We start from the raw sequence: 22,052 nt of genomic DNA, 5'->3' as shown, positions 1-22,052 counted from the left end.
GGGACAGACTAGTGGGTCGAGAACACCGAGATTCCGCCGTTGGGGAAGCTGGCCGCACCGGGCTGGAACGGCACATACACTCGCCCAAGCGTGCTGTCGATAGCGACAGAATGCGCGCCGGTGCCCACCGGAATCTTGAAGAGCAATTGCCGTGACGTACCATCGATTACGGCCATCTGCGGGCTAAACCCCGATGCCGCGGCGATACCGCTCGTGACGTAATGACGGGCCGGGAGGAAATAGCGATTGGAAGCCGGATCGTAACTGACCTGGTCCACCCCGCCAAATGGCAGGCTCGCTTGAATTGCGCCACTCGTACGGTCGAGAATCAGCGTGATCAGCGGGTCGCCCGCGGGCGGATCGCATCCAACAAGCACGTCATTATTTGGGCCAAGCACGATTCCCGCGGGTCCACATTTCCCTAACGGAAACGACTTGCTGACGGATGGACTTCCCGCTGCCGCAGAACTGGCGGTGATGACATCGAGTTCGCCATCGGGATTGGCAGCAGTCCCGTCATTGTTGATCAGAAAACTCTTCGAGGCGTGATCATATGTACACGCTTCGAGCCCCGACGAGCCATTGAAAGAAAGCTTCGCCACCGCTGTTTGCGTCAGCGTGGAAATCAACGTGACGAACGGTGGTGAGTCTCCGGGACTTGCGAACATCACAAGATGATCGTCAGGATCGTAGCACCCTTCATCGACACGCGATCCGGAATGACTGATGACGATAGTGTTGACCGTCTTCTGCGCAGCGGTATCGATCACCTTGACTGAGTCGACGTCGCCAACATAGATCGTGTTCGTGCCGGTGACACCTACGATTCCATCGGGACCGGACTCGTCTGTCGTGGCGCCGGCACCGGTGAACGGCCCCGGAATCTGTGCGATCAACGCGTTTGATCCGGTGTCCACGACATCGACTGCTTTGTTATTTCGGTCGGAAAGAAAGTACTTGCCGGCCTCGACGTAGCCAATGTCGAAACTGAAGGGTGGGCTCGAAGCATTGGGTACGGCGATGTTCGTCAACAGCTTTGGCGGCGTCGGCGTGCTGACGTCATTTCCACCTCCGCAGCCGGTCAAGGTGGCCGCCGCGAGCAACATCAAGGTCATCATGCGCTTTTCCATCGATTCGTCTCCTTTCAGTTTATTGGCCTGACCGTCGGTCCGGGGATGGGCGTGAGTACTGAAATCCAACCCGCTCCCGAACGACGACGATCGACGAACAATTTCTTAAGGAATCTTAAGAAATGCTCATCTGAAGATGAAAGCCACGTTTCTCATGAATGCAGCCGCGCAACGCATGAGTTGTGGCTATAGACTGGCTGTCTGGCTCACACAATGGCGGCGCGACGGAAAATCGGAAAGTAAAACTTATTTATCGTCTGCATTATGTGAACGCTATACCCGTAATGAATCTGAAGCCTCCATGGACCGCCACCTCTTTCCATGAAGATTCGGAATCCAAAGATTCACTAGGCGTAATCAGTGAAATACCTCTGGGGACGCTCATGGAACGAACCACGTCTCGAGTACCCATGACCGGGCGGCGAGATAGTCGACCATCGCGCGCGGATGTTCACTTGACCCACGCCCTGGCCTGTATGGATACCTCGGTGTCCGGGCCGGCGAGATTATCTTCGCGCATATCGATCCGCTGCCCCACCCATTGGTGCGCAACCTGTTTTGCCTTGACTTCAAGACATCATGACGTCATGATGTCATACATGAACGCCGACCGAAACAGCCAACTCCCCCTCTACGCGCAGGTCGAAGCAGTGCTTGCCGCGCGGATCGCAGACGGCACCTATCCGCCGGGCACACAATTACCCAATGAGGCGAGCCTGCTGGCCAGTTTCAACATCAGCCGCACCACGCTGCAGAAAACGGTGCAGAACCTGATTACGCGCGGTCTGATCGAAATCCGCCGTGGCAAAGGCACCTTCGTCACCCAGCCGCGCCTCACGCAGCCGCTTACCGAACTGAGCGGCTTTGTCGAGGATATGCGTGCGCACGGCCGCCATCCGAGCGCCCGTCTGCTGGCGCGGCAGGTCGAAACCGCCAGCGAGGCCGTGGCCGGCAAACTGGCGCTCAAACCGGGTACGCCCGTCGTCCACATTCAGCGCGTGCGCATCGCCGACGGCACGCCGCTTTCGTTCGACGAAACCTGGCTGCCAAAAGACATCGGCGAAAAGATCATCGAAAACGATCTCGAAGCAGAGCCGATCTTCACGCTGCTCGAAGAGAAGTACGGCGTTGCCCTGATCGAAGCGGAATACCGGCTGGAGGCAATCGCCGCGGACGCCGCCGTTGCGCAGGCCCTCGAAGTCGCGACGGGCAGCCCGATTTTCCTGATCGAGCGAACCTCGTACAGCGACGAAAACCGCCCGGTCGATTATGAAAAGCTGTATTACCGGGGCGATCAGATCCAGTTCGTTACCCGCCTCGCCCGGCGCAAGCCGAACCTGCCATGACCGGCGCACAGGCAGCGATGGATCTGGGCTACACGCTGTGGCTCTTCGCGGTGTCGCTCGGGGCCAGCGCGCTGGGTGGCTTGCTCGGCATGGCGAGCGGCATTTTTATCGTGCCCATCCTGACCATGTTCGGCCACCTCGACATTCACATCGCCATTGGCGCCAGCATCGTTTCGGTAATCGCCTGCTCGTGCGGAGGCGCCGCACCTTTCCTGCGCGGCCGCTTGACCAATGTCCGGCTCGCCGTGGTTCTGGAAACCGCCACCACGCTCGGCGCGTTGTCCGGCGTCCTGTTGAGCGGGCTCATTCCGGTGCCCGTGCTGTTTTTCATTTTCGCCGTCATTCTGCTGCTCTCCGCCCAGCAAATGCTGGCACGGCGTGCCGATCCGGTTATCAGTCATGGCACTGCCGTGCCGGGCGCGCAGTCGTGGGGCGCTGCGTTACGCCTGGATTCGAGCTATCCGGACCGCGCGCTCGGACGCGACGTCGACTATCGCGTGCAACGCGTGCCATTGGGCTTGTCCCTCATGTACGGCGCGGGGTTGATTTCGGCGTTGCTCGGCATCGGTAGCGGCGTTCTCAAGATTCCGGCGATGGATACGGCGCTGCGTCTGCCGATCAAGGTCTCGTCCGCCACCTCCAACTTCATGATCGGCGTGACGGCGACAGCCAGCGCCGGCGCTTACTTCCTGCGCGGCGACATCGTGGCGGCAATCGCCGGCCCGGTGGCCTTGGGCTCCGTCGTCGGCGCCGTGCTCGGCGCGCGGGTTCTCACGCGCCTGTCGGGCGACAGGCTGCGTGTGCTCTTTGTCGTGGTGCTGGCGGTGCTGGCCGTGCAGATGCTGCTCGAAGCATTCGGCGTCCACCTCTTCGGCGCGTCCGCATGAGCGGCGCCGCGTCGACCGGGAGACGGCTCGAACACTGGCTGGCGCGACTCCTGCACTACGGCACATGGGTGGCAACGGGCATCGTTGCCATCGGCCTTGCAATTAGCCTTCTTCGCACCGGCGACGGCAAGCTTGGCAAGCTTGCAAGCGCACTATCCGGCATGCGAACGCTGCCCGAAATGCTCTCGATATCAGCCGGCATGCATGTTATGACCGCTGGCATCGCGCTTTTTATCCTGTTGCCGATAATGCGGCTTATATTGATGTTAGGGATGTTCCTGCATCAACGCGACTACCGGTTCAGCGCGATTGCCGCCCTGGTGCTGCTGATCGTCGCCGCGGGATTACTGGCCGGCGCGGTTTGATGTGTGCGGCGCGAACGACCCTGGGTATGATGCGAACGCGTGCCGCCCGGCGTGCGATCCGTTGCCGGGCGACGGCACTACGCCGGGCATCGGGTCCCGCATTACGTTTCCTTACCGCGCGTTGTCATCACGTTTCGATTTGAATTTGCAGCCGCGCCTTACACGGCACTTTTCCAGCCACGAGAACCATCATGCCCGCCCAACACGACGAAGTCCCGGCTACCAGCACCGAACCGGGCAACGCAAAGCGCAAGGATCTGTCCGTTACGTCGCGCAACCTTCTGATGGTTGCGATCGGCGTGGTGGTCTTCGCGATCGTGGCAACGGTCGTGCTTTACGGTCCAATCACTTACGGCGACGAGATTCCCAACTTCGGCATCATTCTGATGCTGACCGTGCCGGTTATCGCGGGCGTGGCTTTCCGGGTCGGGCTGGACGCGTGGCTGGACAGGAAATGAGCGGGCCCGATCAGGATGCGCGCGGCAACACGACCCACACTTCCAGGCCACCGCCCTCGCGCGCATGAAACTGCAGGCTGCCGCCGTGCAGCCGTGCAATCCGCTCGACAATCGCAAGCCCCAGCCCGGTACCGCCGCTGTGCGCGCGCGCATTGCGGCCGCGCTGAAACGGCGCTTTCAGTTGTTCCAGTTCCTCCGCCGAAAGCCCTTTGCCGCGATCGCCAACCGCCACATACACGGCGTGGCCTGTGGCCCAGCTTCGTACGGCAAGCCCGCTGCCGCCGTAGACGATCGCGTTCTGCATGAGGTTCATCAGGAGCCGCATCATGCTGATCGGCCGGTACGCGATCGCCGGCAAAACCGCCAGCGAAAGCTCAAATTCATGGCCCAGCCCCGCGAAATCGCCCGCGAGCCGCTCGATCAGTGCATTGAGATCGCCGGGTTCGGCCGCTTCGCGCTCGCCGCTGCCGGCGTAATCCATGAACTGCTGCAAGATTGTTTCGATCTGGTCCAGATAGGACTCCGCTGCGACGACAAAGCTGCTGTCGCTGCCGTCCGGCATCGCCATCGCCATCGAGAGCCGCAGTTTGGTGAGCGGCGTGCGGATGTCGTGTGAGATGCCTGCCAGCATCAGCGCGCGCGTTGCCTCGGCTTGCTGCAGCGTATGCGTCATCTGATTGAATGCGCTGCTTACCGCGGCGATCTCGGTGGGACCGTCGGTCGGCAACGGCTCAGGGGTTTCGCCCGCGCTCACGCGGCGCGCCGCCCGCGTCAACTGCCGCAGCGGCTGGTTCAGATGGCGCTGGATCACGTAGCCGGTCAGCGCCGCCAGCGCACCCAGACCGAGCGACAACAGGATCGCGGCGTCGAGGCCGGCGCCTTGCGCATCCTCCGGAATCGGCAGCGCGATCCAGTACGGCGAATGCGGCGCGTCGGCCGGCGCATGCATGCGAATCCACAACCGCTGGCCGCCTTCGGACTGCCAGAGCACCGGCATATCGGCAGGCAGATGCGCGCGCAAGCTGTCGAGAAACACGCTGCGCTGATACGTGCGATAGGCCAGCAACAAACTGGGCGGCGGCTTGACCGACGCCTCGGCGGGCAGTTGCTCACGCGCGTCGAGGCGGCCGGTCAATCCGGCGCGCGCGTTCGGCGGTGTGGCTTGAAGCAGGCCGTCGAGCGTTCTCACGTAGGTGGCGAACACGGCGGCCGCACGCACGACACGCGGCCGCTGCACATAGTGCAGCAGCACACCGAGCGAACACACCTGGCTCAGCATCACCAGGACGATCAGCAAAACGATATTGCGCGCCAGCAGCGTTCTCGGCAGCGCGCGCTGCAGCCACGCGCGGCTCATGAGTCGACGTCCGCGACCAGCATGTAGCCGATGCCCCACACGGTCTTGATGAAGCGCGGCTTCGACGGGTCGTCCTCGACGATCTGCCTGAGCCGCAGCACCTGCACGTCAATGCTGCGATCGAGCGCATCGTGCTCGCGCCCGCGGGCGCGCGCCAGCAGATTGTCCCGGCTCACAGGCCGGTTCGGCGAAGAAGCCAGCGCGACCAGCAGCAGCATCTGCGCCGAATGAATCTCCAGCAACTCGCCCGCGCGCGACAACTCCTGCTTGCCTACGTCGAGACTGAAATCGCCGAAGCGCACACTCTGCGAGGTCACGGTGACGTCGCCCGAAGCCATCTTCTGGCGGCGCAGCAGCGCATTGATCCGCGCCACCAGTTCACGCGGCAGGAACGGTTTGGCGAGGTAGTCGTCAGCGCCGGTTTCGAGGCCCACCACCCGGTCGAGCGGATCGCCCTTGGCGGTCAGCATCAGGATCGGCAGCGTTTGCCCCTGCTCGCGCAGACGGGCGCAGATCTCGAGGCCGTCTTCTTCGCCGATCATCAGATCGAGCACCAGCAGATCGAACGGCTCGCGCTGCAGATAGCGGTCGAGCCGTTTGCTGTCCTCCGCGACCCGCACGTCGAAACCATGGCCACGCAGGAAACGCTGCAACATGTTGCGCAGTTCGACTTCGTCGTCGAGCACGATAATTTTGGCGGGGCGATCCATATGACAGCTCCTCGGTTCAAGCGTCGGGCGGTGCATGGCGCGCCGCGTGCCGTTCTGCCTCGCGCGGCGACAACACGTAGAACGACGGGATAAACAGCCATCCCACGATCCCGCCGATGCCCACGCCGCTCAGTGCGCTGCCCCGCGTTCCTGCATGAATGCCATGATCTGCGGCAGCGTGATGTAACCCGCTTTCTGCGTGTCGATTTCATCGAAATGCTTCGCGACCATCGGCATGCCTGTGGCGGCCTGTTCTTTCGTGAGCTTGCCGTCGTGCGTGGTGTTGGCATTCGCAAAGCGCGTTTGCAGTTGCTGCACCATGCGTTCCATGCGCTGGGGATTGCCACCTTGCGGTGCGGTTGTTTGAGCAAACGTGACGGTGGATGCGCAGCACAGCAACACAACGGCGATTAACTTCTTCATGACTGATTCCTCGATTAAACCATCGTGCGTCGCCTGCAAACCGCCGCGATCCGTTCGATGACAGAGCGGATTTTTAGGCAAGCGCGACCGGAAGGCAATTTCAGAATCATGTCGCCGTATTTCATGGTTCGGGTTACATCGGCATGACAGGCACAGCGCGCTGCCGTCGTGGCACGTTGTGGCACGTCGCGCGCTTCAACCACATGCACGCCTGTCTTCACGACTCCTTTCGCGCGACATGAAATGAAATAAGTTCGCGCTGCCGTTTCGAACGTAGTTTGCGTATCTTTCGTCTGCCGGCGCTACCGGCACCTTATTCACCTTAAGTACCTTAAGCAACCAAAGCGCTCCAGCGGTTCGGATGACATATCAAGCAATCCGAATCAGCCGCCTTTCTTTACCGGCACATGCGCCACGCCGTTCAACACGTCTCAGGAGTATCAAGTGAGTATTCGTCTAGTCTGCGCCTCTACCTTCACCGCCATCGGCCTCGCCTGTTCGTCGACAGCGTTCGCCCGGGTAATCGTCACCGTACCCGCCACCGTGATCTACGCGCCGCCGCCACGCGCCGTCTATTACTACGGCTATGCGCCGGTCAAACCGGTCTATGTGGTTGCGCCCCCACCCGCTCCGATTCCGGTGGCGGTCGCGGCCGGCACGCCGGTGTTGCTGCCCGCGCCGACCCGCTACGCAATCGTGCCCGCGTCCGTCGTTACTTACGCTCAGCCTGTCATGGCGGTGCCGCGTTAGATGGTGCCGAATCGGGGACGCAAAACGCGCGCTCCGCGGGTTCGTGTCCGATGTACCGGTTACGGCAATAGCCGTTGAACCAGCATAAGCCATGCTGCCCACAAAGATTCCTGGTGAATTCCCGTTCCCCTGAAGAATGGCCGGCGTGCCGCGCGAAAACACCTTGTCCAGTGTTAAATCGCCACGGCTTACAGACAAAGATGCGAAATGAGCCCGGCTTTTAAGCGTCCGATTAACCATTTCCATGCATTGCGTGATTTAAAACGGACAGAAGACCTGCTCCGTCCAGAAGCCTCCGAGACTGGACGAAGTCGATCCATCAGGTCAATGCAGGACGTTTGAAAGCTCGACATCGCATCAGAACAGAGGGATGCGGTACGAGATTTGCTCAAACGGATTACCAACGCCGAGCGTGTTTAGCATCCGTTAGCCGGATCGGTCTGATCTTTCCAATTTATGGAATTCCGCCCACAACGCTTCGTTGCCCATTCCTCTTCTTCAGGAACGCTTGATGAGCTTCCAACACATAGATAAGGAAATCGCCCATCTCGAACGCGTATTTAGGCTGATCTCCGCTAACGATCGTATCCCGTTGTCCTATTGGCGTCAGCGATTGCTCATGCTTCCAAGAACATCATTGATGCCCGCCCAGCGCGCGCGCCTCGCGCGGCTCGAAGCTGTGCTGCAATCGCTCGAACAGTCCGTGCCGACGCTGGTGGCCAAGCCGCCCTTGCGTCCGACGGGAACCTAGATCAGGATCCGCGCGGCAAGCGCCAGCGCGAGCGCCGGCAGCATCACTACGACCCCGACTTTCAGGAACTTCATGAAACTCACGTCCTCGCCCTCGCGACGAATGGCGTTGAGCCAGAGGATCGTGGCGAGCGAGCCGGTGATCGACAGGTTCGGCCCCAGATCAACGCCAATCAAAAGCGCGTCGATCACCCGCTCCGGACTATGCGCCTGCATCACGGTCGAACTGGCGATCAGGCCGGCCGGCAAATTGTTGATCAGATTGCTGCCGATCGCGATGACGCTGCCCGCCCAAGCGGCCGTCGAGAATTCATTGTGCCGCGCCGCGTCTTGCAGCAGATTGACGAACGTCCTGATGACGCCCGTGTGATCGAGCATTTCGACCAGCACGAACAGGCCCGCGACCAGCGGCAACACGCTCCACGATATCTCCCGGATCATCGGCAGCGGCGATTTGCGCTCCTGGACCAGCACGACCAGCGCGGTCAGCGCGCCGAGTATCGCGGTGGGCAAGCCGAGCGGAACATCGAACGCGGAAACCGTCAGCAACACGACGGCAGTCACCGCGATCCCGCCAAGCGCGACGCGCCCGCTCGACGACAACGCCACGGGCTCCAGATCGGCCTCGCAAGTACCGGCGAGCGCCTCACGCTGGGTCCAGCGCAACAGCAGATAGGTCGCGACGATCGACAGCAGCGAAGGCAGCGTGAAGCGCAGCAGCCAGGCGCCGAGCGCGGGCGTGTGATTGCCGTACAGCACGATGTTGGCCGGGTTCGAGATCGGCAGCACGAAACTCGCGGCATTCGCGATGAACGCGCACACGAAGAGCAGGGGCAACGGATGCGTCTTCGCTTTTTTGGCGGCGGCAAATACCGCCGGCGTGAGGACGACCGCAGTCGCGTCGTTGGATAGAAACGCGGTAATGACCACGCCGACCAGATAGACCAGCAAAAAGAGCTTTCGCGGCGAACCTTTGGCATGGTTGACCGCGAATACCGCCACCCAGTCGAACAGACCTTCGCGACGCCCGACTTCCGAGAGCAGCATCATGCCGAACAGGAAGAGGTAGACGTCCGTGCCTTTGCCGACCGCCTCGACGGCCAGGTCGACGGGCAGCAGGCCGAGCGACACCAGCAGTAACGCACCGGCGACGGCCCACACCGCCTCGGGCCATTTGAACGGACGGGTAATGACGCCGGCCGTGGCGGCGATGGCAATACCCCAGGATAGGAAGACGGAATTCAATGGACAAGTCCTGGATTCTGATTCTGGATGATCTGGATGGCGCGCGAGCGCGGCCGTGGAGCGCAGCATAACCTATGACCGCTAGAAAGCCGGAATCGGGGTGCAAGTGACGTGCCACGCCCCGCAGGCGGTCACGTGCGTTTATTCCATCCTCATTAGCGCCACGGCTAGAACAATCTGTTCTCTTCTGCCCGTCTATTCAGTTTTCATCGGCGTCCCTACCATCCGCATTCACACGCGACATAGCGCACGCGGTAAGCATCACGCGCCTCACGAATAGCGAGCATGAATTCATGAACCCCCGTCCTTCAGACGTCGAGCGTTACAGCGGCCCTGCCATCGCCCTGCATTGGCTGATTGCATTGCTGATCATCTGCGGGTTCTATATCGGCTGGATCATGACCGATATCCCCGGCTTTACGCCCACCAAGCTGAAGTACTTCTCATGGCACAAATGGATCGGCGTGACCGTCTTCGTGCTGGCCGTGGCCCGCGTGCTGTGGCGCGCCACGCACCGCGCGCCTGCACTCGATCGCGCGACACCCACGTGGCAGAAGGCGGCGGCCCATCTCGTGCATGGCGTGCTCTACGTGCTGATGCTGGCCATTCCGCTATCCGGCTACCTCTATAGCTCGGCCGCGGGCATTCAGGTGGTGTACCTCGGCATCGTACCGCTGCCCACCTTGATCGGCCCCGACCAGGCGCTCAAGGCAAGCCTGCGCACCGTCCACGTACTGCTCAACTACACGCTGCTGGCGCTCGTTGTCATGCATGTACTGGCGGCGCTCAAGCATCAGTTTGTCGACCGCGACGGATTACTCGCGCGGATGATTCCGTTCCTCAAGTAACACAGGCATCAGCCGGGCCACAGCCGGGTCGCGGTCTGGTCACAGCCGATTGGCCACAGCCAGTTGGCAATCTAATTCCCCGTAGTGCGCAATCAGCGCGCATGAGTTCGATAGGATGCGTACCACGATGAAATCAACTCTCTACCACTCCATTCTGGCCGGCGCCGCCGCCCTCTCGTTCTTCGGCGCAAGCCTCGCGCACGCCGATGTCGACACGAGCAAAAGCAGCGTGATCGCCACGACGAAGCAGATGAACGTGCCGGTGGACGGCAAATTCAAAAAGTTCTCGGCGCAGCTGAATTTCGATCCGGCGAAGCCGACCGCCGGCAGCGCCAGCGTCTCGATCGACACCGGCAGTTACGACCTCGGTGCGGACGACTACAACAAACAGGCCCAAGGCAAGGAATGGTTCGACAGCGCGACCTGGCCGGCCGCGACTTTCGTTTCGAGCGCGATCGCGCCGGCCGGCGGCAATCAGTACAGGATCACCGGCAAGCTCACCATCAAAGGCAAATCGCAGACCGTGGTGGTGCCGGTTACGATCGCCAGCCAGGGCAACACTCAAACCTTCGACGGCACCTTGCCGATCAAGCGCTCGCAGTTCGATGTCGGCACGGGCGAATGGAAAGACACGTCGGTTGTCGCCGACGAAGTCGTCATCAAATTTCACATCGTCGCTTCGAAGAAGTAACGCAACACACCGAAGCGTCGCAGCACTTTCTGAAACCTGGAGAATCACTTGAAAAAACAACTTTTGCTCGCCGCAGGCGCGCTGGCCACCGCTTTGTCGTTCAACGCCATGGCCGCCGATACATATCAGCTCGATCCCACGCATACCTACCCGAGCTTCGAAACCGATCACTTCGGCGGACTGTCGATCTGGCGCGGCAAGTTCAAGAAAAGCAGCGGCACCGTGGTGCTGGACCGCGCGGCAAAGACCGGCACGGTAGACGTGACGATCGACATGAGCTCGGTGGATATCGGTAACGACAAGCTCGACGCTGAACTGGTCACGGACAAGTTCTTCGACGCGGCCAAGTATCCGAGCGCGACCTACAAGGGCACGCAAATCCGCTTCGACGGCGACAAGCCGGTGGAAGTGATCGGCACCCTGACCATGCACGGCGTCACCAAACCGCTCAACCTGAAGATCGAATCGTTCAAGTGCTTCATCAACCCGATGCTCAAGCGCGAAGTGTGCGGCACTGAATCGACCGCGACGTTCAATCGCGACGATTTCGGCATCGACTTCGGCAAGACCTACGGCTTCAAGATGCAAACCACATTGCATATTCAGGCTGAAGGCATCAAGCAGTAATCATTGCTCCCCGCCCGCTCGCGTCACGCGCGAGCGGCAAACAGTCGTACCGCTTCCCACCTCCCCATTCGACCTTGCCGTCATGCCGTGATGCCGACGGTCGATTCGTCCAGACCATCCCCCCAATTCGTCGAAGTCTTCATATTCGAGGCTTAATCGAGGCTCAAACAGGCTCGCCGCGCTGACACGCTCTTGTTATAATTCTCCCATCAACTCGAACAAAACATAACGCCTCTCCCTACTGCGCGACAGGACATCCATGCTGAAACCCGACCGCCTCCGCGCCCTCGCCGATGCGCTGGCCAAGCAGAGCGTCATGCGCCTGCGCGACGCCGCCACCCTGCTGAACGTATCGGAGATGACTGTCCGGCGCGACATCGCAGGCAGTCCGGAACGATTCACGTATCTCGGCGGCTACATTGTCAGCGCGACCGACGTACCCAATACCGCCGGCTATTCACTCGAAGCCGAGCAGGATCACTTCGCGCAGGCCAAGGCGGAAGCATCCGCGATTGCGGCGAAACTCGTTGTCGACCACGAAACGATCTTCATCGATTGCGGCACCACGCTCACCACGCTGGCGCGTCTGATTCCGCTTGAGCGTCACGTCACCGTGGTCTGCTATTCGCTGAACGTGGCGGAGATTCTGCGGCGCAAGCCGAATGTGCGGATGATCCTGCTGGGCGGCGTCTACGTGCCGTCTTCAGATTCGTTTGCGGGCGAAGAGAGTCTGGAGATGCTGCGCCGTATGGGCATCAACAAGGCATTTATTTCCGCGGGCGGCGTGGACAGCGCGCGCGGCGTCACATGCTGGAATTTTCACGAAGTCGCGCTCAAGCAGGCAGCCATGGCAAGTGCCGTCGAACGGCATCTGGTGGTGGATCAGAGCAAGTTCGGCGTCGTCAAGGCGGTGCGCTTCTCGCAAGTCGACGACTTCGATTCCATCATCACCGAAAAAGGCCAGGAGCTTCGCAAGCGCAAATGAATACACTTGCAGCCCGGCACCACGCCGGGCGGCCGGTTTTCAGCTCTTGCGCTGCAAGGCGAACAACGTCCCCGCGATCAGAATAAACGCACCGATAATCACCTTCTGCCAGGTACTCGGCACCCCAACCAGAATCAGCACACTGTTGATCAGCGTGACCAGCACCACACCGAGCAAGGTGCCGGCCACCGTGCCCGTGCCGCCCGTAATGCGCGCACCGCCCAGAATCACCGCGGCGATCACATCGAGTTCCGAGCCCACCAGATCGAACGGATTCGCAAGCCGGTTGTTCGATACATGCAGAATGCCCGCAATCCCGGCGAGCATGCCGGTATAACCGAACACGAACAGATGGATCGCGCGCAGGTTGTAGCCGAGCCGCTCGGCGATCGCGAGGCTGCCGCCCATCGCATAGACGCCGCGCCCCATCATGGTCCGGTTCAACAGCCACCACGTAACGGCGGCGGCCACCGCCAGCGCCAGCACCGAGACAGGCAGCACGGCGCGCAGACCTTCGCTGGTGTGATAGAAAAACAGCGGAATCCGGCCGAAATGATCCATGCTGTGCGGAATGTTCATGAAAAACGTCGTGCCGATGAACGTCAGCAGCAGGCCGCGATACAGATACTGCGTGCCGATCGTGACGATCAGCGAAGGCGCTTTCAGGCGATGCACCAGCAGGCCGTTGATGAGACCGAGCAGCACGCCGCCCAGCGCACCGGTGATCAGGATCAATGCGAACGGCGCATCCGGCCACCATGCAAACACCGCCTTCGTGATGCCGTACATCGTCAGCGCGGCGATTGCCGTAAACGAGACGTCGATACCGCCAGACGCAAGCACGACTAGCGTGCCCAGCGCGAAAAGCGACATCGTGGTAGCTGAATGCAGCAGATCGAATAAAGTCGCGAGCTGAAAGAAGCGTGGATTGATCGTGCCGACAATCACACACGTCGCCGCAATCAAGGCGACAGTGAACCATTCGGGGTTACGAGAGAGCTTCGCCATCAAGGTGGGTGGCTTGACCTCGGGGGCGACTTCAACAACGCTCGGGGTGGTCATGGTCTGGTTCATGCGCGAAGGGATCCGCGAGTTCATGGGTGTCGGCGTCCTTTATGCGGCGTGCTTTATGCGGCTTCCGAAAGCAGCGCGCGATACAGGTCGGCTTCGCTCAGCATGTCGGCCTGATATTCGCTTGCCACGCGCCCCTTCTTCATCATCAGGATGCGGTCGCAGTTCTGCAGCAACTCGGGCAGGTCGTCGCTGATCAGAATGATGCCGATGCCGCGTTGCGACAGGCGTTGCATGATGCGGTAGATAATGTCTTTCGAGCCGACGTCGACGCCAACCGTCGGCCCATGCAGAATCAGCACGCGTGGATCGATGGCGAGCCAGCGGCCAATCAGCACGCGCTGCTGATTGCCGCCCGAGAGCGACTGCACGGGTTTGTCGACACCGGGTGTCGCGATCTGCAAATCCTTCACCGTCTGTTCGGCAAGCGCTCGCGCGCGCGTGCGGTCGATCTGGCCGAAGCGGTCCCTCAGGCTCGAGATCATTGCGGTAATCACGTTGTCGCGGATCGGCTTGTCGAGAAACAGCCCTTCGTTCAGGCGGTCTTCCGGCACGTAGCCAATGCGATGATGTTTCGCGTGCGAGGGAGTACGCAAGGAAATCGCCTTGCCGTCGAGCATCACCTGTCCCGATTGCGCCGGCGCAACACCTGCCAGTGCACGAGCAAGTTCGTTGCGCCCCGAATCGAGCAGACCGGTGATGCCGAGAATCTCGCCGCCATGCAGCGCGAACGACACGTTGCTGAATTGGCCCGCGCGCGTGAAGCCGCGCACGTCGAGCACGACCTCCCGGCTGAACGCGCCTTCACGATAGCGCTCGTTCGACAGATGGCGCCCTGTCATCAGCTCGCTGATCTGCGCTTTGGTGAATTGCGCGATCGGCCCCTGCGCCATTTTCTGGCCGTCGCGCAGCACGATGACTTCGCCGCCGATCGCGTAGCATTCGTCGAGCTTGTGGCTAACGAACAGCACCGTCACGCCCTGCGCGCGCAGATTCGCGAGCACGGCGATCAGATTGTCGACCTCCTTCTGCGTGAGCGAGGTGGTGGGCTCGTCCATGATGACGAACTTTGCCTCGCTCGCAATCGCGCGCGCAATGGCAACGAGCTGGCGCGTGGCAAGCGGCAATTGCTCGATCAGGGTCGCCTGAAATTGCGCATCGCCAGGCAGGCCCACCGATTCCAGCGCTCGCGCTGCCGTGCGCGCGAGCGCCCGGCGGTCGAAGGTCCGCGCGAGCCGGCCTGCGTGCGTGGCCAGCTCGGCGGTAAGTGCAACGTTTTCCGCCACGTTCATGTTGGGCAGCAGCGAGAGATCCTGATAGACGGTCTCGATGCCCGCCGCGAGCGATTCCAGCGCGGAAAGCCGCGCATGCCGAACGCCTTCGATCACGAGCTCACCTTCGTCGGGCGGCTGCGCGCCGGAGATGATCTTGATCAGGGTGCTCTTGCCGCAGCCGTTTTCGCCGAGCAGGTGATAAATCTGACCGCGCTCGAACGACAGGCTCACCCCGCGCAAGGCATGCACGCCGGTGAAACGCTTGTGCACGCCGACAACCTCAAGAAACGGTTGCGGCGTACCGGAACGCGATGACGGCGGTGACGTTGCGTCTTCACTCATATCAGAACGGATACTGCTTGTAGTTCGATTTGTCGACGTTCACCCAGCCCTGGCCGCGCACAATGATCCCCTTGCCCGGCCCCTTGGCCACGGTAACTTTCGTATAGCCCGGAATGCCGAGATCGGCGCCGTTCTCGACCGTCTTGCCGTCGATCAGCATCTGCGCAATCTTGTTCATCGCGATGCCCGCCAGCTTCGGATCCCAGAATGCGATGCCGTTGATCGCGCCGCTCTCAAGGAACTTGCCTGCTTCAGTCGGCAGGCCCGTGCCGTACACACAGATCTTGCCCTGCATGCCGGCTTCTTCGACCGCGCGGCCGATACCGATCACGTCGAGCGAGGAGGAGCCCTGGAAGCCCTTCAGGTCCGGATGCTTGCGCAGCACTTCCTTCGCGACTTCATAGGCGCGTTCGCCGTCGTTGTTGGTTTCGAGTTTCGGTTCGACCAGATCCATCTTCGGATACTTTGCCTTGGCGTTGCCGATCCCGCCGTCGGCCCATTGCACCTGCGAGCGGCTGCCGAGCGAGCCGACCAGCACGGCCCACTTGCCTTCGTTGTGCATGCATGAAGCGAGTCGTTCGTTCAGGCCGGCACCGTAGGCCGTGTTGTCGAATGCCTCGATATCGACCATCGTGTTCTTTTCGTTGTCGGCCTCATGGGTCACCACCTTGATGCCGCGATCCATCGCCTTCTTCAAGGCCGGTTCGAGTGTCGGCGGATCGTAGGGCACCACCGCAATCGCCGTGACTTTCTTCGCGATCAGGTCTTCGATGATCTTCAGTTGCTGTGCGGCATCCGCCCGTCCAGGGCCGGTCTGATACGCGGTCACACCCGGGTTGTCCTTCGCGAATTGCTTGACGCCCTCGTCCATCCGGTTGAACCAGTTAATACCGGTCACCTTGACGACCGTGACGATCGTCTCGTTGGTTGCCGCGTGCGCAGCGGCAATCACGCCCACCGTAAGGGCGCCTGCTGCGAGCGCGGTACCCAGTCGAGTCAATTTCATGCGATGTCTCCTTTATGGTTCGATGTCGCCCCACTTCACCGTCACGGACAGCCAGGGCTCGTTGTCCGCCGCGTACTGAAACCTTGCCTGCGCCTCGCGTCCGTGCTGCACGCTAATGTTTCGGCGCCGTGCCGCCGGAACCTGCGGTACTACCTCCACCTCCGCCGCCACCGCCGCCGAAACCGAAGATCGCGCGCACCCGCTCGCCGCCCGCGAACGCGAGCGACAGCAGCAACAGAAAACCCCATGCGCAATCGCCGAAAAACTGCGACACGCCCAGCAGATTGAACAGACTGGAGAGGAACTGCAGTACGGTGGCGGCAAAGAACACGCAGATGATGCGGCCGTGGCCGCCGGACGGATTCACACCGCCCATCACCGCGATCAGAATGGCGATCAGCAGATAGGAGTTGCCGTAGTCCCATTTCGCGCTCGACGTATGAGTCGCGCTGATCAGACCGGCGAGCGAGGCCAGCACGCCGCACATCGCATAGGTCGTGATCAGCATCCGCGCACGCGGAATGCCGGCGTAGAACGCGGCCTTCGGATTGGTGCCCATCAGATAGAGGCGCAAACCGAACGGGCTGCGCTTGAGCAGCCATCCCAGCACGATCACGGCGGCGATAAAGATGCAGAACGCGATCGGCACCTGAAACACGGTGCCGTTACCGATATTCGACAAGGGGTCGACATAGTCGACATGCACCGATGCGCCGTTGCTGAGTACGACCGCAAAACCCGTGAACACCAGTTGCGTGCCGAGCGTGCAGAGAATCGGCGTGAGCCGCAGACGCGCGATGACCACGCCGTTCAGCAGTCCGCCAAGCAGCCCCGTCACCACGACGATCACGCAGAAGAGCGACGTATAGAGCACCGGTGAGTCGTCGCCGCTGACGAAGCGCGGCACAACGAGCGCGGCGACCATCCCGGACAGGTTCGCGAGCCCCACACCCGACAGGTCGATTCCGCCGTTGCCCGACACCATCGACAACATGATGCCGAGCGCGAGCAGCCCGAGTTCGGGTAACTGCCCGCCCATCGACTGCAGGTTGTCGATATCGACGAATTGCCCGCGCGAAAGCCAGGTTGCGGCCAGCACGACGAGTACGTTGACGATCAGCAGAAAATTCAGTTGCCGGTCGCCGAACATTTTTCCAGCGTTGCCAGTGATAAACGAGGACTTCATGGTGAACACGATCTCCTTGAGTCTTCGCAATGATCAGGACAGCGGCGAGCTTGCCGGAGACAGTTCGGCCGGCTGATTCAGCACGCGATTCACCTCGTCGAGCGTCGGCATGGAAGGCGCCGTACCCGCGCGCGTGACGGAAATGCCCGCGAGTGCACAGCCGAAGCGCAGTGCGGCTACCGCGTCGTCGCCGCGTGCGAGTGCGGCCGCGAAGCCGTCGCCCGCACCGGCGGTCTCCACCACGCGGCCGCAGCGATAGGCCGGTACGAGCACCGACTGGGTCGGCGAGTGCAGCAGCGCGCCGCTTTCCCCCAGCGTCACGATGACCGCGCCTACGCCTTTGGCGAGCAGCACGTCGGCGGCACGACGCGCGTCGTCGGCATTCGCGATCGGCACGCCGGTGAGCGCGGCGGCCTCGGTTTCGTTGGGGGTGATGTAATCGCACAACGGGAAGATGTCGTCGTCGAGCGGCAACGCGGGCGCCGGATTGAACACGGTGATAACGCCGTGTCGGCGCGCTACTTCGAGGCCGCGGCGCGCCGCCGCGAGCGGCTGCTCGAGTTGCGTGACGAATACGCGCGCAGCGGCAATGTCGGCTTCGATTGCGTCGACGTCGGCTGCATTCATCGTACCGGCCGCACCGGAAGCGACGATGATCGCGTTCGTGCCGGTGGTGTCGTCGACGAAGATATGCGCCGCCCCCGTGGAGACGCCCTCGATCACCGACGCGCGTGCCGTAATGCCTTCCGTGGCCCACGTTTTACGCGCAATCTCGCCGAATGCATCGTTGCCGATGCGAGTGCAGAACACCACCTCGGCGCCGGCGCGCGCCGCCGCCACCGCCTGATTCGAGCCCTTGCCGCCCGGGCCCATTGCGAATGCCGAGCCGGCAATCGTCTCGCCGATCAGGGGCATGCGCGCGGCACGAAACGTCAGGTCCGTGACGTAGATGCCCAGAATGACGACACGCCCGTTTCGTTGTACCGGCGCGTTCATTGGCATTCCCCTCGAGGCAAAACCTGCAACAACAACCGCAAATCCAGTTTCTTCAGCACGTTGTCTCCTCCATTTTCTGGTTGGCGTGCATTGGGTTTCGACACCCTGTGGGTCTCGCGGTCAGTCTCCGTACGGGATCCAGATATTCTTCACCTGCACGGCCTGACGCAGAAACGGGCGGCCTTCGCTCGAACGGTCGAACCAGTCGAACTGGCGGCCATAATCGACGAATGTCCGCTTCAGATTACCAACCGACTCGCGCTCGACGAGCGTCGAATCCGCCGCATAACCGAAACACCAGAGCGCATCGACGTCGTCGTGTGCGGCAAGCGCGGGCAACAGCGCACCGCGCTCACCCGTGACGATGTTCAGCACACCGCCCGGCACATCTGAAGTCTCGGCTACCTGATAAAAATCGGTCACGGTGAGCGGGCACGCCGCACTCGGCAAGACCACCACACGATTACCCATGGCCAGCGCGGGGGCCACCAGCGAAACGAAGCCGAGCAACGGCGCTTCGTCCGGACAGGCGATACCGATCACGCCAAGCGGCTCGTGCATGGCCAGCGCGACACCGCGCAGTGGCGGCGTATGCACGGCGCCGTCGAACTTGTCGGCCCACGCCGCGTAAGTAAAGAGGCGTGCTACCGCCGCCTCGACTTCCGCATGCGCCGCCGCTTCCGTGGCGCCGTTTCTCGTCACCAGTTGCCGCGCGAACTCGTCCGCACGAACGGCCAGATTCTCCGCGAGATAGAACAGCACCTGGGCACGGTTATGCGTGCTCGCCTGCGACCATTTCTGCGCCGCGCGCGCCGCTTCGACCGCGTTGCGAATATCCTTACGATTGCCCTCACCCACTTCACCGACGAGGGTGCCATCCGGCGCATGAACCGGCAACGAATAGCCGCTATCCGGACGCACCTGCTTGCCACCGATGAAAAGCTTCGCAGTACGGTCGATCAGCGTGACGTTCGACAACGACCCGGGCTCGCCTGGGGCGGCTGCCTGTCCAGCGCGTTCGGTGCGCGCGTCCCGACGGGCGGCCAGCTTGAGCCAGGCGCGCGGCTTCAGATATTCGTAGATACCCTCGCGACCGCCTTCCCGGCCATAGCCCGACTCGCGATACCCCCCGAAACCAACGGCCGCATCGAACAGATTGGTCGCGTTGATCCACACCACCCCGCAGAGAAGGCGCGGCGCGATATCGAGCGCGCGGCCGATGGTTTCGCTCCACACGCTCGCAGCGAGTCCGTAGCGCGAGTTATTGGCAAGCGCAATTGCTTCGTCCGGTGTGCGAAAACTCATGGCGACCAGCACCGGTCCGAAGATTTCTTCCTGCGCCAGAATGGAAGCCGGCGCCACGCCGGTAACGAGTGTAGGCGGATAAAAACAGCCGCCGGCAGGCATCGCCGTATCGGGCGACTGCCACACCGCACAGCCTTCACGCCGGCCGGTTTCCACCAGCGACTGAATACGTTCGAGCTGCACCGGATCGACGATCGCGCCGATGTCGATACTCTTGTCGAGTGAGTTGCCCACGCGCAGCGTTTCCATGCGGCGCTTCAGCTTCGCGATGAAACGCGCTTCGATGCCCTCCTGCACCAGCAGGCGCGAGCCCGCGCAGCAAACCTGCCCCTGGTTGAACCAGATCGCGTCGACAACTCCTTCGACGGCGCCGTCGAGATCCGCGTCGTCGAATACGATGAACGGCGACTTGCCGCCGAGTTCGAGCGTCAGCGATTTGCCCGAGCCGGCCGTGGCCGCGCGTATCAGACGCCCGACTTCGGTCGACCCCGTGAACGCGATCTTGTCCACTTGCGGATGATCGACGAGCGCGGCGCCGGTGCGGCCGTCGCCCGTCACGATGTTCAGCACGCCGGCCGGCAAACCGGCCCGGTGCGCGAGTTCGGCAAACAGCAGCGCCGTGAGCGGTGTGTATTCGGCCGGCTTCAACACGACGCAGTTGCCCATCGCGATCGCCGGTGCGATCTTCCACGCGAGCATCAGCAGCGGAAAATTCCACGGCACGATCTGGCCGATCACACCGAGCGGCGCGTAATCGGCGAATTCGCTCTCCTGCAATTGCGCCCACCCCGCGTGATGCAGGAAGTGCCGCGCGACGAGCGGTACGTCGATATCGCGTGTTTCACGGATCGGCTTGCCGTTGTCGAGTGCTTCGAGCACGGCAAAGAGGCGGCTATGCCGCTGCACCATGCGTGCCAGCGCATACAGATGGCGTGCCCGGCCGGCGCCGCCCAACGCGAGCCAGCCCGGCTGCGCGGCACGCGCGGCGGCCACGGCCGCGTCGACATCGGCCGCGTCGCCTTGCGCGATATCCGCGAGCCGCTCGCCCGTGGCAGGCGCGTGCGAGACGAAACGCTCGCCGGCAGCGGGCGCATGCCACGCACCGCCGATGAAATGCCCGAAGCCCGCTTCATGCTGCGCGAGCCACGCGCGCGCAGGGCGATCGTCCTCGGGTGCGGGACCGTACTCCATCGATGAAAAATACTCGGCTACGCTCATGAGATCGGTCTTCTGTTCAGGCTACGGGGTGGCGGTTGAAAGCGGAGTAACGGCCGCTCACGTGATGTTCGAGCTGGCGTTCGATATCGGCCAGCAGGCTCGATGCGCCGATCCGGAACAGTTCCGGTTCGAGCCACGGACGGCCCAGTTCTTCCTTCATGAGGATCTGATAGGACAGCACGGACTTCGCGCTCGACACGCCGCCCGCCGGCTTGAAGCCGATCGGCACACCCGTGCGCTGCTGGTATTCGCGGATCATGCGCACCATCACCAGTGAGACGTCCAGCGTGGCGTTGACCCCTTCCTTGCCGGTCGACGTCTTGATGAAGTCGGCGCCGGCCATCATGCAGACCATCGAGGCGCGCGCCACGTTGGAGAGCGTGCGGATGTCGCCGGTGGCCAGAATCGCCTTCAGGTGTGCCGGACCGCAGGCCGCGCGGAACTCGCGCACCTCGTCGTAGAGCGCCTGCCAGTTGCCGGTCAGCACATATTCACGCGTGACGACAATGTCGATTTCCTGCGCCCCGTCCGCCACCGACGCCTCGATCTCTTTCAGCTTCAGCGGATGCGGAATCAGTCCGGCCGGAAATCCTGTCGATACGGCGGCGACCGGAATGCCGCTGCCCTGCAGCGCATCCACCGCCGCCGCGACGAAGCGGTGATAAACACACACCGCGCCCGTGGTGATGCCGTGCGGCGCGATGCCGAGCGCTTCGAGCAGATCGGCCCGCACGGGCTGGCGCGCCTTCGCGCAAAGGCGGCGCACGCGCCCTTCGGTGTCGTCGCCGTTAAGCGTGGTGAGGTCGATACAGGTGACAGCCTTCAGCAGCCACGCTGCCTGGGCGTCTTTCTTGACGCTGCGGCGGGTTCCGAGCGTGGCCGTGCGCCGCTCGACGGCGGACTGATTGACCCGCAAGCCGTCCAGCCAGGACGCGTCGAACGGCAGGCCCGGATTACGCACCGGATGAACCAGCGGGCCGCCGCGCAGCGTGACGACCGAAGAAGAAAGCACAGGGGCTTCAGGCATAAGGCATCCGGAAATTTGACGCGGCGCACAACGGCCGCCGACAAGTTTGTTCGCA

General features: G+C 62.2%; 23 protein-coding genes. 10 read left to right on the top strand and 13 right to left on the bottom strand.

The window, feature by feature from the left end; genetic code table 11:
- Nucleotides 1-8 precede the first annotated feature (8 nt).
- Entirely contained in the window at nucleotides 9-1,130 is a 1,122-nt protein-coding gene (locus tag HWX91_RS35480; RefSeq protein WP_028200238.1) for a YncE family protein, read from the bottom strand.
- 284 nt (nucleotides 1,131-1,414) lie between these two features.
- On the opposite strand from HWX91_RS35480, the gene HWX91_RS35475 reads away from it, so the two are divergent.
- From HWX91_RS35475 to HWX91_RS35460, 4 genes are all read left to right on the top strand, one after another.
- A complete protein-coding gene (locus HWX91_RS35475; RefSeq protein WP_244144178.1) occupies nucleotides 1,415-2,476 on the top strand; it encodes a GntR family transcriptional regulator in 1,062 nt (353 codons plus the stop codon).
- Nucleotides 2,473-3,363: a sulfite exporter TauE/SafE family protein gene (locus HWX91_RS35470; protein ID WP_244144177.1), complete on the top strand. Its 891-nt coding sequence runs from the start codon at nucleotides 2,473-2,475 to the stop codon at nucleotides 3,361-3,363. The genes HWX91_RS35475 and HWX91_RS35470 overlap by 4 nt, the downstream gene beginning before the upstream one ends.
- The gene (locus tag HWX91_RS35465) at nucleotides 3,360-3,728 is read left to right on the top strand and encodes a DUF1634 domain-containing protein (RefSeq protein WP_028200241.1); all 369 of its coding nucleotides are present in this window, start codon (nucleotides 3,360-3,362) and stop codon (nucleotides 3,726-3,728) included. Before HWX91_RS35470 ends, HWX91_RS35465 begins: the two co-directional genes overlap by 4 nt.
- Nucleotides 3,729-3,919: 191 nt before the next feature.
- Nucleotides 3,920-4,186 (top strand): hypothetical protein, encoded by a 267-nt coding sequence (locus HWX91_RS35460; RefSeq protein ID WP_028200242.1) that lies wholly within the window; start codon nucleotides 3,920-3,922, stop codon nucleotides 4,184-4,186.
- A gap of 10 nt (nucleotides 4,187-4,196) precedes the next feature.
- On the opposite strand, the gene HWX91_RS35455 is transcribed toward HWX91_RS35460, so the two are convergent.
- From HWX91_RS35455 to HWX91_RS35440, 4 genes are all read right to left on the bottom strand, one after another.
- Entirely contained in the window at nucleotides 4,197-5,543 is a 1,347-nt protein-coding gene (locus HWX91_RS35455; protein ID WP_028200243.1) for an ATP-binding protein, read from the bottom strand.
- Nucleotides 5,540-6,253, bottom strand: a complete 714-nt coding sequence (locus HWX91_RS35450; protein WP_028200244.1) for a response regulator — start codon at nucleotides 6,251-6,253, stop codon at nucleotides 5,540-5,542. The genes HWX91_RS35455 and HWX91_RS35450 overlap by 4 nt, the downstream gene beginning before the upstream one ends.
- Before the next feature lie 129 nt (nucleotides 6,254-6,382).
- Nucleotides 6,383-6,676 (bottom strand): EF-hand domain-containing protein, encoded by a 294-nt coding sequence (locus HWX91_RS35445; protein ID WP_028200245.1) that lies wholly within the window; start codon nucleotides 6,674-6,676, stop codon nucleotides 6,383-6,385.
- Between the two features lie 14 nt (nucleotides 6,677-6,690).
- The gene (locus tag HWX91_RS35440) at nucleotides 6,691-6,897 is read right to left on the bottom strand and encodes a hypothetical protein (protein ID WP_127837966.1); all 207 of its coding nucleotides are present in this window, start codon (nucleotides 6,895-6,897) and stop codon (nucleotides 6,691-6,693) included.
- Between the two features lie 223 nt (nucleotides 6,898-7,120).
- On the opposite strand from HWX91_RS35440, the gene HWX91_RS35435 reads away from it, so the two are divergent.
- Both HWX91_RS35435 and HWX91_RS41420 read left to right on the top strand, forming a co-directional pair.
- Nucleotides 7,121-7,426, top strand: coding sequence for a hypothetical protein (locus HWX91_RS35435; protein ID WP_028200246.1), 306 nt, complete (start codon nucleotides 7,121-7,123; stop codon nucleotides 7,424-7,426).
- Between the two features lie 619 nt (nucleotides 7,427-8,045).
- Entirely contained in the window at nucleotides 8,046-8,177 is a 132-nt protein-coding gene (locus HWX91_RS41420; protein WP_390417776.1) for a hypothetical protein, read from the top strand.
- Here HWX91_RS41420 and HWX91_RS35425 read toward each other — a convergent pair.
- Nucleotides 8,174-9,421, bottom strand: coding sequence for an arsenic transporter (locus HWX91_RS35425; RefSeq protein WP_028200248.1), 1,248 nt, complete (start codon nucleotides 9,419-9,421; stop codon nucleotides 8,174-8,176). The two genes, HWX91_RS41420 and HWX91_RS35425, sit on opposite strands and share 4 nt — an antisense overlap.
- A 293-nt stretch (nucleotides 9,422-9,714) precedes the next feature.
- On the opposite strand from HWX91_RS35425, the gene HWX91_RS35420 reads away from it, so the two are divergent.
- From HWX91_RS35420 to HWX91_RS35405, 4 genes are all read left to right on the top strand, one after another.
- On the top strand, nucleotides 9,715-10,269 hold the full coding sequence (locus tag HWX91_RS35420) for a cytochrome b (RefSeq protein WP_028200249.1): 555 nt from the start codon (nucleotides 9,715-9,717) through the stop codon (nucleotides 10,267-10,269).
- A 127-nt stretch (nucleotides 10,270-10,396) separates the two neighbouring features.
- On the top strand, nucleotides 10,397-10,960 hold the full coding sequence (locus tag HWX91_RS35415; RefSeq protein WP_042277270.1) for a YceI family protein: 564 nt from the start codon (nucleotides 10,397-10,399) through the stop codon (nucleotides 10,958-10,960).
- Nucleotides 10,961-11,008: 48 nt separating this feature from the next.
- Nucleotides 11,009-11,587, top strand: a complete 579-nt coding sequence (locus HWX91_RS35410) for a YceI family protein (protein ID WP_028200251.1) — start codon at nucleotides 11,009-11,011, stop codon at nucleotides 11,585-11,587.
- A gap of 259 nt (nucleotides 11,588-11,846) precedes the next feature.
- A complete protein-coding gene (locus HWX91_RS35405) occupies nucleotides 11,847-12,572 on the top strand; it encodes a DeoR/GlpR family DNA-binding transcription regulator (RefSeq protein ID WP_028200252.1) in 726 nt (241 codons plus the stop codon).
- Between the two features lie 39 nt (nucleotides 12,573-12,611).
- On the opposite strand, the gene HWX91_RS35400 is transcribed toward HWX91_RS35405, so the two are convergent.
- From HWX91_RS35400 to deoC, 7 genes are all read right to left on the bottom strand, one after another.
- Nucleotides 12,612-13,670 (bottom strand): ABC transporter permease, encoded by a 1,059-nt coding sequence (locus tag HWX91_RS35400; protein ID WP_028200253.1) that lies wholly within the window; start codon nucleotides 13,668-13,670, stop codon nucleotides 12,612-12,614.
- A gap of 29 nt (nucleotides 13,671-13,699) precedes the next feature.
- Nucleotides 13,700-15,259, bottom strand: coding sequence for a sugar ABC transporter ATP-binding protein (locus HWX91_RS35395; protein ID WP_028200254.1), 1,560 nt, complete (start codon nucleotides 15,257-15,259; stop codon nucleotides 13,700-13,702).
- A 1-nt stretch (nucleotide 15,260) separates the two neighbouring features.
- Nucleotides 15,261-16,265 carry an autoinducer 2 ABC transporter substrate-binding protein gene (locus HWX91_RS35390; RefSeq protein WP_028200255.1) on the bottom strand — a complete coding sequence of 335 codons (1,005 nt, stop codon included), beginning with the start codon at nucleotides 16,263-16,265 and terminating at the stop codon, nucleotides 15,261-15,263.
- Between the two features lie 112 nt (nucleotides 16,266-16,377).
- Complete coding sequence (locus HWX91_RS35385) at nucleotides 16,378-17,451, bottom strand: ABC transporter permease (RefSeq protein WP_028200256.1); 1,074 nt, start codon at nucleotides 17,449-17,451, stop codon at nucleotides 16,378-16,380.
- A gap of 33 nt (nucleotides 17,452-17,484) precedes the next feature.
- Complete coding sequence (locus HWX91_RS35380) at nucleotides 17,485-18,447, bottom strand: ribokinase (RefSeq protein WP_028200257.1); 963 nt, start codon at nucleotides 18,445-18,447, stop codon at nucleotides 17,485-17,487.
- A gap of 120 nt (nucleotides 18,448-18,567) precedes the next feature.
- The gene (locus HWX91_RS35375; RefSeq protein WP_028200258.1) at nucleotides 18,568-20,970 is read right to left on the bottom strand and encodes an aldehyde dehydrogenase family protein; all 2,403 of its coding nucleotides are present in this window, start codon (nucleotides 20,968-20,970) and stop codon (nucleotides 18,568-18,570) included.
- 16 nt (nucleotides 20,971-20,986) lie between these two features.
- Nucleotides 20,987-21,997, bottom strand: a complete 1,011-nt coding sequence (gene deoC, locus HWX91_RS35370; protein ID WP_028200259.1) for a deoxyribose-phosphate aldolase — start codon at nucleotides 21,995-21,997, stop codon at nucleotides 20,987-20,989.
- Nucleotides 21,998-22,052: the final 55 nt, after the last annotated feature.

This window comes from Paraburkholderia fungorum (genome assembly GCF_902833645.1).
Classification (GTDB): domain Bacteria; phylum Pseudomonadota; class Gammaproteobacteria; order Burkholderiales; family Burkholderiaceae; genus Paraburkholderia; species Paraburkholderia fungorum.
Note: the sequence above shows the minus strand (reverse complement) of the source record. Positions and strands in the feature narration are given on the sequence as shown.